Origin of the sequence: Mucilaginibacter sp. (genome assembly GCF_036383575.1) — a bacterium.
In the GTDB taxonomy this organism is placed as follows: Bacteria; Bacteroidota; Bacteroidia; order Sphingobacteriales; family Sphingobacteriaceae; genus Mucilaginibacter.
The window spans coordinates 1-12,083 of sequence record NZ_DASVOB010000317.1; the positions used below are offsets into that span (position 1 = coordinate 1).

Sequence of the window (12,083 nt, forward strand, 5' to 3'; positions counted from 1 at the left end):
TGTTTTCACTTTCCAAACAACAACAACGACGAGAAACCCAATAACAATAAAATCTTAATTATTTACTACTCTTATCTCCGTCAGATATTGACTTGATGAGGCTGCCCCATGCAAGCGGGTTTAGCAGCGGATTGGGGGTAAGTGAGTGTGAGTTCAGGATAGTGGTATGCATATTTTGTGCATTGGCCGATTGTATTTCCTGGGCGTCGCGGGGTAGGGTATTGTACAATGCCGAAAGGGTGGCCTTGCTGATATTTTTACGGGCTATCTCCAAATCATCATCAGCAAGCTTTATAGCCAGGAAATCTTTTTTAAACTCATCAGTAGTTGCCCAGGGAAACACGTGGAACGTAGGCAGGTTAATGATCTGCGCCTTGAGAGATACCTGGGTAGTGTAGCTTTCATTTGGCAGGTTTGAAGGGATAACCACGGTAACCGGCGCATAGCCAACACAGGTAAAGCGAAGGGTATCGCGCTCGTGAACTACAAATGAGAAGTAACCCTTGTAGTTAGATACGTTGATGATGTTATGGGCCGAAGTATTGGTGATGGTAACATAAGGGATAGTGATCTTTAAACTATCGGCATTATGTGTGATACCTGTAAACTGCACAACAGGGCGGTCTTTGCTTTGTGCAAAAGCGCCCATTGAAACAAATAATAGCAGTAAACCAAATAAATACTTCATAAAACATTAACTACTTAGCTCAACATATATTACGCTGCTTCGGCCAAAATAGTTTTTAAACTTCATCAAAAGTAAGTCATATCCCCAAATTGAACAGAGGATTTAACATTACTTAACAACTACCTTAAATTTTCGGGAAGCACGGCGTTGGGGTCATCAATGTCTGTAAGGTTTATGGCCTCAATGGAGGTAACTTCGGGTACGGCTTTTTTGATAGCCTGCTCAATACCGGCTTTAAGGGTCATGATGCTCATTGGGCATGATCCGCATGAACCCAGCAGCTTTAATTTAACAACACCTTCAGGAGTTATCTCCTCAACAGAAACATTCCCCCCATCAGCCTCCAAATACGGACGGATAGTATCTAAAGCTGCTTCAACCTGATTTAATAAACTCATTTTTATTAATTTATAACGTTATGTAAAGTTATTAATTATTTACAATATTTTCTGCACTCAATGCTTTGGCATTTGATATAGCCACCTGCTGCGCAACACGCTCGGCCATCTTCACAAAAGCTGCCGTCATCGGGCCGTCTTCTTCAAGCACTGTCGGCTTGCCGGCATCGCCCGAATCACTGATCCCTTTGATCAACGGGATCTCGCCCAAAAACGGAACATCAAGCTGCGCGGCCAGTTTTTGGCCGCCGCCTTTACCAAATATATAATATTTGTTATCCGGCAGTTCGGCTGGTGTAAAGTACGACATGTTTTCAACCACTCCCAGTATAGGCACATTGATTGCCGGCATCATGAACATGCCAATACCTTTTTTAGCATCGGCAAGCGCTACATTTTGCGGCGTAGTAACAATTACAGCACCCGTTACCGGGAAGCTTTGCGTTACCGTGATATGGATATCACCAGTACCCGGCGGCAGGTCGATCACCAGGTAATCAAGCTCGCCCCAATCGGCATCATTGAACAATTGTTTTACTGCTGTTGATACCATCGGTCCGCGCCATGGCACCGGTTGGTTAGGATCTGTAAAGAAACCGATCGACAGTAATTTGATGCCATATTTTTCAATAGGCTCAATACGGGTTTTGCCATCAACCTGGCTGGCCATTGGGCGTGCACCCTCTAAACCAAACATAATAGGTACCGAAGGACCGTAAATGTCGGCATCGATCATCCCCACTTTAGCACCGGATTTTGCCAGGCCTAAAGCAAGGTTTGCCGCAACGGTCGACTTACCAACGCCGCCTTTGCCCGAAGCAACGGCTATTATATTTTTTACACCCGGAACCCCGGTGTTTTTTTGCGAGGTAACACGCGAGGTCATGTTGATATTGATAACAGCCTCTTTGCTTACAAAATGAAGGATAGCGTTACGGCAGGCATTCTCGATCATGGCCTTCAACGGACATGCCGGAGTGGTCAGGATCACCGAGAAGCTAACATTGTTGCCATCAATATGAATATCCTGGATCATGTTGAGTGTAACCAGGTCTTTTTTCAGATCCGGCTCTTCAACATTGCCCAGTGCTTGTAATACTTGTTCTTTAGTAATTGTCATAATATGAGGCAAATTTATGAAAACAGGCCGTTGATTGAGTTTATAAGGAAACAATTTGCAAAAACAACCGTTTGCAGGGGATAAGATTTAGTTTAGTTTTGGATAAAATTAACAAATGAAGCGCCTTAATCCTAAATACATACGCATAGCCGCATATATTCTTGTTCCCTTAATTCTTATTCTGCTCATCGGTGGATATGTTGCCTACTCAAAACGTGGCGCCCTGCTCGAAAAAGCCATTGACAAAGCTAAATTAAAAGCAAAGAGGGATTATAATTTAGATGTAAAAATAGGATCGGCCCAATTTACAGGTTTCAGTACGGTTTCGTTCTCTGATATCAGCATTGTACCTGAAGGGCGCGATAGCTTGCTGAATATCAAAAACTTCGTGGTAAGTGTAAGGGTGATGCCTTTGTTGCTGGGAGAGGTAAAACTTTCAGATGTGGTATTGCAGGATGGCTTCATTAGTCTTGTGAATAAAAACGGGGTTAAAAATTTCGACTTCCTATTTAAAAAGAAAAAGGACTCGACAGCTACTGACACCAAAGCCGATTTGAGCAATATAGCTCATAACCTGATCAACGAAGTGCTTTATAAGATCCCCGATAACCTGGCGCTCAATAATTTCAGGATCAGTTTTAAGAGCGATAGTGATCAGCTGAAGCTTTTAGCCCAAACCGCGCTGATCAAAGACGGACAGATGAGTTCGACAATAAAAGTTAACGATGGTGAAGCCACCTGGCATTTTGCCGGAAAAATGCACCCCTCGGATAAAGATATCGACGTGATGCTGTATGCCGATAATCACCAAAAAGTAGAGCTGCCTATCATCGAAAAGAAATTTAACCTGAAGCTTAATTTCGATACGCTGCAAACCAAATTAACCAAGGAGGATCACAGCAGCGGCGAAACAACCATTTCGGGTTCATGGTCGGTTAAAAACCTGCTGATCCACCATCCCGGTGTTTCATCTACCGATATTGTATTACCTGCGGCCGCTATTGATGCCGATGTTAAAGTGGGCACCAATTACGTATCTATCGATAGTACTTCGCTCATCCATGTCAGAAAATTAACGGCTCATCCGTATATTAAATACACGCTTAACCCGGTTAAAATTTATGAACTGAAGCTCAACACGGGATGGCTTAATGCTGCTGATATTTTTGATTCGTTCCCTACGGGGATGTTTGACGCGCTTGACGGTATCCAGGTAGCCGGTAAGCTGAATTATCACTTGAACTTTTATATGGATGCGTCAAAACCCGACGACCTGATATTTGATTCGGGCATGGATAAGGACAACTTCCGGATCCTGAAATTTGGGCGTACCGATTTAACCAAGCTTAACAGCCCCTTTGTATACACGCCATATGAAAAGGGTAAACCGATGGCACCGCACCTGATAGGTCCCGAAAACCCGGAGTTTACCCCGCTGCAGCAGATCTCGCCCAATTTAAGAAACGCGGTAATGACAGCCGAAGATCCTTCTTTTTACACCAATCACGGTTTTGTGATGGAGGCAATCCGCAAATCAATAGCTACCGATTTTAAAACGAAGAAATACAAACGCGGAGGAAGCGGGATATCACAGCAGCTGGTTAAAAACGCCTATCTGAGCCGGGAAAAAACATTGTCGCGCAAAATAGAGGAGATCCTGATTGTCTGGCTTATTGAAAATAACCGCATCATGACCAAAGACAGGATGCTGGAAGTTTACTTCAACATTATTGAATGGGGCCGCAATATTTACGGGATAGGTGAGGCTTCGCACTATTACTTTGGTAAGGAGCCGTCGGAGCTTAGCGTTGGCGAAAGTATTTACCTGGCCAGTATTGTGCCTTATCCTAAAGGGGGCTTGTACGCGTTTCAACCTGACGGCACCTTACGACCGGGATTGCACGGCTACTTTAACCTCATCGGTAAGCTGATGGCTATGAAAGGGTATACCGCCCGCGATACTAATGCTTATGGGTTTTACGAAGTAAGGCTAAGGGAAAGCCTGCGCAGGCAGATTGCCCCTGTTGATACCGCCACTGCCGATAGCCTCATGAAACAGGGCGGTGCTGATGACGATAGCATTTTACCTGTTGTGGAAGAGCCGGTAAAAAGGCCAAACTTCTTCCAGCGTCTTTTCGGCAAAAAAGATACCACCGAAGAAAAGGCCGAAGAAAAACTGAAGCAAAAAGAACAAACAATAAAAGAACAGATCAAAGCGCAAATTGAAGCGCTTAAAGCCGAGTACAAGGCAAAGATTGATGCTGTAGATACCACAGGAGGCAAAACACGAAAAGAAGTACGACAGGAAAAACGGCGGTTAAGGAATGAAGAGGACGAAAAGGAAAAGGAATTGAAGGATAAGATGCCGTAATCGAGAATAAAAAATGTCATTGCGAGCGCAGCGCGGCAATCGCACGGAAGCATATCCGCCCTGTATAGTATGCGGTTGCTGCGCTGCGTTCGCAATGAAATAAGAGATGAAAACGGACATTCTGCTTAGCAGAATGTCCGTTTTGCATTTATACACTACCGCGAGTTTAGCGCAGCGTAACTCGTGGTTGGCATCTTGTAAGCTTTCAGCTTAATAGGTTCAGCTGAAAGCTGAAACCATGGTTGACCACGGGTTGAAAACCCGCGGCAGTTTAAACTTTTCAATGAAAATTCGTGCAATTCGATCAAATTGTAAACACAATAAAGGTTCGTGTTTATCTCTTTACAATTATATGGCTAAACATATATGTTTAAACATTTATATTTGTTTCAACAATTGAGATAATCATGTCATTAGTAGAAAAATTACAATGGAGATCGGCTGTTAAAAAATTCGATCCCAGCAAAAAAATAAGTGCACAGCAATTAGAAGCTTTAAAAACAGCAATCCAATTAGCACCATCATCATTAGGCCTGCAATCATATAAAGTGATTGTTGTGCAGGATGCTGAAACCAAACAAAAACTACGTGCCGTTGGGTACGACCAGGCACAGATCACCGATTCATCGGCTTTGTTCGTATTTGCTTCATTAACCAATCTTGATGAAGATTTTGGTAAAAAATTCATCGATCTTGTTGCTTCAACCCGCAGCATCGCCCGTGAAAACCTTGCCGGTTATGAGCAAATGGTATTAGGCACCCTGGCCAGCCGTACAGATGAGCAAAAGGTTGAATGGTCGCACAAACAAGCTTATATCGCTTTAGGTGTTTTATTGGCCGAAGCTGCTGAGCTTGGTGTTGACGCAGCACCGATGGAAGGTTTTGACGCTGCGAAATTTGATGAGATCCTTGGCCTGAAAGAAAAAGGATTAACTACGACTGTAATTGCCGCAGTAGGCTTCCGTGCGGAAGATGATGCTTACAGCAAAATGATAAAAGTACGCAGGCCGCAAAGCGAGCTGTTTATTGAAGCGTAAGTTTTAATTGGCGTATGGTTCATAGATCATGGTTCATGGTCTTGCAAAACAGGCGATAGAAATAACTCTATCGCCTGTTTCATTTTCTTACTATGAACCATCAACCATGATCTATGAACCAATCATGAACTCAATCATTCACCAGCAGACGATTTCCTGATAAACAGCTTTGATTTTAATACATGTTCTTTTTTAGGGGCCGAGCCGTTATTTTCGAGCACATCAAATAATAACGTAGCTGCCTTTACGCCCATTTCGTAAGCGGGTTGTGTTATGGTTGAAAGGGGAGGAGACAATAATGGGGCTACCCTGAGGCTTGAAAAGCTGATCACTTTCAGATCATTTGGTATGGAAATACCAAGATCATTGCAAACATAGTACGTAGCAAACGCCAGGCGTTCAACCGAACTGAATATGCCATCGGGCTTAATTTCCTGTAAAGCTTTTTTCAGGATCTTATAGTTTATTTTTTCATCGTTGCTGCAGTCAATGATCAGGTTGTCATCGAAAGAAACCTTATGCTTGGCCAGGGCATCTATATAACCCTGCATCCTCACTTTACCTATCGAAATGCTTTTGTTAACTACCAGGTAAGCTACTTTTTTACAGCCGGTTTTAATGAGATGCTCGGTTGCGGCAAAACTACTGTCATAGTCGTTAGTGGTTACCTTGGCTGCTTCAATATCCTCATAAACACGGTCGAAAAACACAACAGGCACGTGCTTTTTTTCAAGCTGGCGCAGGTAGTTGTGGTCATTAGCCTCGCCGGATACCGACATGATGATGCCGTCGGCTTTGCCATTGTTGAGGTAGTTCACAAATGAAACCTCTTTTTCAAAAACATCATCTGTACGATAAAGTAAAATATAAAATCCCTTTTTGCGGGCAACCTCTTCAATGCCATTTATAGCCTGCGAAAAAAAGTCGTTAGCTATTTCGGGAACAATAACGGCCAGTGTATTGGTTTTTTTATCGCGCAGATTGCTTGCGTAATGATTGGGCAAATAGTTATGCTGTTTGGCGTAGGCCAGGATCCGCTCTTTGGTGTCTTTATTAATATCAGTATTTCCGTTAAAGGCCCTCGATATAGTTGATGTGGATATGTTGAGCTCCTTTGCCAGTTTCTTGATATTGATATTATCCATTTTGCCCGCTAAATCTATTTACTATGAGCCAAATGTAGTAAAACAGATCTATTGTGTTTACTAATCAAGGCTATAATTGTTAAAATAGCATTAGAAAAACAGCCATATCGGGACACTGTTTCGACTAAGGCCATAAAGGCTTAACTGTAAGTTAATCAGTGGCATGCGCTTTGCATAAACATTAGTATAAAAAGCGGGACATGGTTTATGGCGAAACGAATTTTGATAGTTGATGATAATGAGCTGATGATAGAAGTAATGACTTACATTTTGCTCGCCAACGGTTACGAAGTGGCCTCATCAACCCGTGTCCATGAAATTTTCAGGATCATAAAAGCAAGTCATCCTGACTTGGTGATCCTGGATATTGTTAATGAAAGTATGGACGGCCGCGAGTTGTGCCGGCTCATTAAAATGAACCGGGCAACTAAGGATCTGCGCGTAATTGTTTGCTCCGAAAATGAAGAAACCGAAACCGGCGAACCGCAAAAAGGAGCTCCGGATGACGTTTTGCAGAAGCCCTTTGGTATGAACAGCCTGATCCGCAAGGTTCAGTTACAGCTGGCGGCATAATTAGATTTGTAAAATAATTGGCTGAAAATTAGATTATTATGCCGTAATTTGGCATTGCATGCCGACTGTTGTTGCTTTTATAACATGGGATGTGTATGTTTACCGGAGAGAAGATAAAGATGGGATTGCCACTAAGAATAACTTTTAACGATACCGATCATGTGTATCAAATTAATACCTCGCCAATTACCCCAACTACCAGCGAACTTGAGATCCTGTTAAATGGCGAGAAAATAATCCTTCAAAAAGACGACCGCCGCGTATGGATCCAAAAAGGAGAAGGCCCGGTAATTGACCCTGAATTAGCACAAGCTTTAGGCAGGTCAGTTGCTTTGCGGTTTAGAATGTAAGCGGTTTAATTTATTGTTGTTGCTTTTAATACCAATAAACTTTTCCCCTTTAATTTGTTGAGGGATGGTAATACATCGCTTTGATCTTTTATTTCCAGGATCAGGCCAACAAAGAAATCATTGGGTCTTTTGTCGCCAATTTCTACGCTTTTTATTTTGATGGGTTCATCATTTAAACAAACAAAATCCCCGCTTGCAATTTGCCCCCGAATAATCTGACCAGTGATCACCAATCCGCGACCGGTAAGATTAAACCAATCCTGAAGTAGAAATTCCGCAGTGTTTTGCATGGAGAGGCAAACTAACAAAAAGTTACCATTTCAACTAACAGGAGGGAGGAAAGCCAGGAAAATTGCGTTTTTAATAATTCGATCTGATTTAACGAATCTTACGCTGAAAAATTTCTACACGAATGCTTTGCAGGCTTTCCACAATTGATCGAATTACACGAATCTTAAATTGATTCAAATTCGTGTAATTCGATTAATACGTAAAAATTCGTGTGAAAATTTTAAAAGGGATTTCTCAGAGAGGCAATACCACAATATTGAAATAACACTGTGGGAAATCTTATATCAATCCCAGCATCACAACCCCCATCAAAATCATCAATCCATCTTCAATAATAGTGACTGTGCTCATCGGCAGGTTAAATACAGCGCCAAGACATGCACAGCGGATCTTCCTTTTGTTGAATACGCTTTGCAATACGCCTATGAGGCTTATCGTCATTACAGCAATCATTATAGCATTAACAGTTACCGGTGCAAGGTTAAGTGCAAAGGCAAGCCCTAAGCCCAGCTCAACAAAGACATAAACGTAACCCCATCCGCGCCAGCGTTTAGCAACCACATCATACATGCTGTAACTATCGGCAAATCCACCAAGATCCAACAATTTAAAAAAAGAGAATACCAGGAAAAATCCGCTCATAAAAATGCGCATCATGGTCATGATGTTAAAAGCAGCATTATAACCTGCAATTAATGAAGCCGCCAGCAGATAACCGAATATGAGCAGGATGGGTTTGTAAGTTTGCAGCCAGGTACGGTTTTCTGTGTCATCGGCCAGGCCCATGCTATGTTGATGTGCTTCCGCTTCGCTAAGCTGATATTTTGGGTAAGCGGCAAGGGCTTGCTGAAGATCGGCTGTTGATACATGTTTTTTCATGGTGATATCGGCTGTGCCTTCTGCCAATGAAATATCAATCTTTTCAACATTAGGAACTTGTTGTAATAAGCTTTGAACCTTAGAGAGACAACCGGTGCAGGTCATGCCGGTGATGTTATATGTGTGTGTCATGATAATTTGTATTTGCTGATACAAAATTACCACGAGCAGGTAGGGGAGCTGTTACAGTATTATGGATATGATTTATAAGATTTACAGTTTGGCACGAATGCTTAGCAAGCACAGTACAATTTGATCGAATTACACGAATCAAAGCAGAGGGAAATTCGTGTAATTCGCTTCAATTCGAAAAAATTAGTGCTTTAAATATCTTCCAAATTCCTGCGCTTACTCCCCTGTAGTGCTTTAAAGGCCGATGGTGTCATCCCGGTTACCTGTTTAAACTGGCTGGATAGGTGGGCAACACTGCTGTAACCTAATTGAAAGGCTATTTCTGAAAGATTAAGTTCATTATAAACCAGTAGCTCTTTTACCTTTTCAATTCGTTGGGCTATGTAGTATTTTTCGATGGTTGAACCTTCAACGGCCGAAAATAGGTTGCTCAAATGGCTATAATCATAATAAAGCTTTGATGTAAGCAGGGCCGAAAGTTTTAAAGGAGATTGTGTATCGATATGATGTACTTGCTCAATGATAATTGTTTTGATCTGTTCAATAAGGCGGCTCTTTTGATCGTCAATGAGTTCAAAACCGAGCTCATTTAGCGAGCTTTCTAACTGTTTAAGCTGCTCCGGGGCGGGATGCTCTTTAACTTCCACCTCGCCAAGATCAACAGTAACAGGTTGCATCCCGGCTTTTTCCAGCTCGGATTTCACCACCATTTTGCAGCGGCTGCAAACCATATTTTTTATGTACAGCTTCATAGCAGCAAAACTACTGTTTTACCGCCTCATCCACCAGTTGTTTCAATTCCTTATAGCGTTGTTGCCTACCGTCGTTTTTTAGGTAAAAAGTCATCATAAAGGCAGCGTACTTTTTGTCCTTGTCTATCCATGGGAAACTTCCAAACAATCCCGGACTGCTTACCGTATGCGCATCGAATACCCATTCTCCGTAACCATAACCCAGCCCTCCGGCTTCGGCAGGGGAGTAAGCTATCTTAACATCGGGTGTGATCCTGTTTACCTGCATCTGGGCAATGCTGTTTTCGCTCAGGATGTGTTTGCCATTAAAAACGCCGCGGTTCATGATCATGGTTAAAAAGTTCAGGTAATCCTCTGGAGTACTGTAGGCCCCGCCCGCAGGCAACGCCACTTTGGCATCACCAAAATCGGTGTGCTGCATATTGAGTGGCCGGGCAATGCGCTCAGCAAAAAGTGTTTCAAAGCTTTTGCCGCTAATTTTTTCGATGATAGCCCCGGCAATTTGCAAACCGGCATTGCTGTAATGAAAGACTTTGCCTGGTGTGCCTTCCATGGGTAAAGCCGCGATATCGGCTATTGCATCATCCATCGAGTTGTCCTGGCGCATATCTTCTAAACTTTCTTTTAATGGCGGTGTTTTGATCCCGGTTTGGTGCGACAGGGACTGCCCAATGGTGATGTTCCCCTTGCCATGCTGTGATAATACAGGGAGGTATTTGCCAACGGTATCGGTCAATTTTAGTTTTCCCTCGTCAACAAAGGTCATCACCAATGCCGCACTGAGCCATTTGCTGCAACTGGCTATGGCCACTTTTGAGGTTGAAGCATAATCACCCAGATCGGCATTTTTACCTTGTTTTCGGGCTATCATGCGGCCAACAAACTTCTGTCGCATGTTCATATCATTAACGGCGTGGTTGTAAACCACCTTGCCGTCTTTATAAACAACAAGCACCACCCGGCCGCCCATTTCTGAAGAATGGTCATTTAGCCAGTTATCAACTTTGCTGAAGTTGTATTGGGCATTTGCTTTTATGGAGCAAAGGCTGATAAGTGTTAAAAGAAGGGCTAACCTGGTTTTCATTTTTGATGAATTATGCACTCGTTTGACGGCCATACTAATTTAACGTTTAATCGGGCGCGAGCTTAATAGTGAAGATAACACGGAAATCTTAAAATGAAGAGCGCAAAAACAGCCGGTTTTGTAAGTCCAACTTCCTTTTTTACTCGTTTAACGATTGTTTTGCCCCGCCCAACTAATTGCGAGGTGCATTATTGAGGATTGTACTTTTCTTTGTATAGCAAAACCGAAAGGCTATGAGAACCAACAAAAAACCTTTGTATCAACGAAAAGCATTTATCATTATCCTGATCTTATTCGCAGGCTTTGTGAGTATCCAGTTTGTGCGCCCGGATGTGCCCAATCCGGCAGTAACCGGCGACCTGGAAGCCCCGGCAGATGTTAAGGCAATTATTCAACGCGCTTGTTATGATTGCCATTCAAACAGCACCAATTTACGCTGGTACGATAAAATAGTTCCCGTTTACTGGGGGGTAGCATCACATATCAAAGATGGCAGGGCCGACCTTAATTTTTCGGAATGGGACAAACTTGCCCCCGCCGATCAGAAAGGAAAACTTTGGGAATCTATAAATCAGATCATAGCAGGGGCCATGCCATTGCCAAGCTATACAGCTGTTCATACTGAAGCGAAGGTATCAGCGGCAGATCTGGCAGTATTGAAAAACTACCTTGCCAGCATGGTTCACAGCAAGCCTGCCGATACTGCGGTGATCAATGCGGCAGACAGGCAATATCAGCACTGGCAGAAAAATGGAACGGCTATAAGCAAATTGCCAACTGCAGCCAATGGCATCTCTTATATCCCCGATTATAAAAACTGGCAGCCCATCAGCACTACCGAGCGTTTTGACAACAATACCTTGCGTGTGATTTTTGGCAACGACATCGCCGTAAAAGCTATCAAGGAAAATAACATCCACCCATGGCCAAACGGGGCCATATTTGCCAAAGTGGCCTGGGCGCAGCTACAGGATAAAGACGGAACTACCCATACCGGCGAGTTTAAACAAGTGGAGTATATGATAAAAGACGATAAAAAATATGCATCTACCTACGGCTGGGGCTGGGCGCGGTTCAAGACACCGAAAATGGTTCCCTATGGAGGTGCCAATGTGATGTTTGCCACCGAGTGTATGAATTGCCATAAACCCATGGCAGCCGAAGATTTTGTATTTACACAACCTATTAAACACTAAACCCATGAAAGCATTATATAGTTTAATGACAGGCTGTATGTTAATATTGGCAGCTTGTTCTGATAAT

The 12,083-nt window shown here is 42.9% G+C and carries 13 protein-coding genes; 5 read left to right on the forward strand and 8 right to left on the reverse strand.

Annotated elements, in window-relative coordinates; all coding sequences use genetic code 11:
* Window positions 1-58: 58 nt before the first annotated feature.
* The 3 genes from VF500_RS10940 to VF500_RS10950 all read right to left on the reverse strand — a co-directional run bounded on the left by VF500_RS10940 (window position 59) and on the right by VF500_RS10950 (window position 2,206).
* Window positions 59-688, reverse strand: a complete 630-nt coding sequence (locus tag VF500_RS10940) for a hypothetical protein (RefSeq protein ID WP_330859705.1) — start codon at window positions 686-688, stop codon at window positions 59-61.
* Window positions 689-807: 119 nt separating this feature from the next.
* Entirely contained in the window at window positions 808-1,086 is a 279-nt protein-coding gene (locus VF500_RS10945; RefSeq protein ID WP_330859706.1) for a NifU family protein, read from the reverse strand.
* A gap of 31 nt (window positions 1,087-1,117) precedes the next feature.
* Entirely contained in the window at window positions 1,118-2,206 is a 1,089-nt protein-coding gene (locus tag VF500_RS10950) for an Mrp/NBP35 family ATP-binding protein (RefSeq protein ID WP_330859707.1), read from the reverse strand.
* 115 nt (window positions 2,207-2,321) lie between these two features.
* Here VF500_RS10950 and VF500_RS10955 point away from each other — a divergent pair, with 115 nt between their 5' ends.
* Entirely contained in the window at window positions 2,322-4,577 is a 2,256-nt protein-coding gene (locus VF500_RS10955; protein ID WP_330859708.1) for a transglycosylase domain-containing protein, read from the forward strand.
* Between the two features lie 407 nt (window positions 4,578-4,984).
* On the forward strand, window positions 4,985-5,614 hold the full coding sequence (locus VF500_RS10960) for an NAD(P)H-dependent oxidoreductase (protein WP_330859709.1): 630 nt from the start codon (window positions 4,985-4,987) through the stop codon (window positions 5,612-5,614).
* Window positions 5,615-5,748: 134 nt separating this feature from the next.
* On the opposite strand, the gene VF500_RS10965 is transcribed toward VF500_RS10960, so the two are convergent.
* Window positions 5,749-6,759, reverse strand: coding sequence for a LacI family DNA-binding transcriptional regulator (locus tag VF500_RS10965; protein ID WP_330859710.1), 1,011 nt, complete (start codon window positions 6,757-6,759; stop codon window positions 5,749-5,751).
* A gap of 207 nt (window positions 6,760-6,966) precedes the next feature.
* Between VF500_RS10965 and VF500_RS10970 the strand changes: the two genes are divergently transcribed.
* Together VF500_RS10970 and VF500_RS10975 are read left to right on the forward strand one after the other, a co-directional pair.
* Complete coding sequence (locus VF500_RS10970) at window positions 6,967-7,332, forward strand: response regulator (RefSeq protein WP_330859711.1); 366 nt, start codon at window positions 6,967-6,969, stop codon at window positions 7,330-7,332.
* A 119-nt stretch (window positions 7,333-7,451) separates the two neighbouring features.
* The gene (locus VF500_RS10975; protein ID WP_330859712.1) at window positions 7,452-7,682 is read left to right on the forward strand and encodes a hypothetical protein; all 231 of its coding nucleotides are present in this window, start codon (window positions 7,452-7,454) and stop codon (window positions 7,680-7,682) included.
* A gap of 5 nt (window positions 7,683-7,687) precedes the next feature.
* Here VF500_RS10975 and VF500_RS10980 read toward each other — a convergent pair whose 3' ends face one another.
* From VF500_RS10980 to VF500_RS10995, 4 genes are all read right to left on the reverse strand, one after another.
* Complete coding sequence (locus tag VF500_RS10980) at window positions 7,688-7,972, reverse strand: hypothetical protein (protein ID WP_330859713.1); 285 nt, start codon at window positions 7,970-7,972, stop codon at window positions 7,688-7,690.
* A gap of 280 nt (window positions 7,973-8,252) precedes the next feature.
* Entirely contained in the window at window positions 8,253-8,984 is a 732-nt protein-coding gene (locus VF500_RS10985) for a heavy-metal-associated domain-containing protein (RefSeq protein WP_330859714.1), read from the reverse strand.
* Between the two features lie 191 nt (window positions 8,985-9,175).
* On the reverse strand, window positions 9,176-9,736 hold the full coding sequence (locus tag VF500_RS10990) for an AraC family transcriptional regulator (RefSeq protein ID WP_330859715.1): 561 nt from the start codon (window positions 9,734-9,736) through the stop codon (window positions 9,176-9,178).
* 10 nt (window positions 9,737-9,746) lie between these two features.
* Window positions 9,747-10,820 (reverse strand): serine hydrolase domain-containing protein, encoded by a 1,074-nt coding sequence (locus VF500_RS10995; protein WP_330859716.1) that lies wholly within the window; start codon window positions 10,818-10,820, stop codon window positions 9,747-9,749.
* Window positions 10,821-11,053: 233 nt separating this feature from the next.
* Here VF500_RS10995 and VF500_RS11000 point away from each other — a divergent pair, with 233 nt between their 5' ends.
* Window positions 11,054-12,016 (forward strand): heme-binding domain-containing protein, encoded by a 963-nt coding sequence (locus VF500_RS11000; RefSeq protein WP_330859717.1) that lies wholly within the window; start codon window positions 11,054-11,056, stop codon window positions 12,014-12,016.
* Window positions 12,017-12,083: the final 67 nt, after the last annotated feature.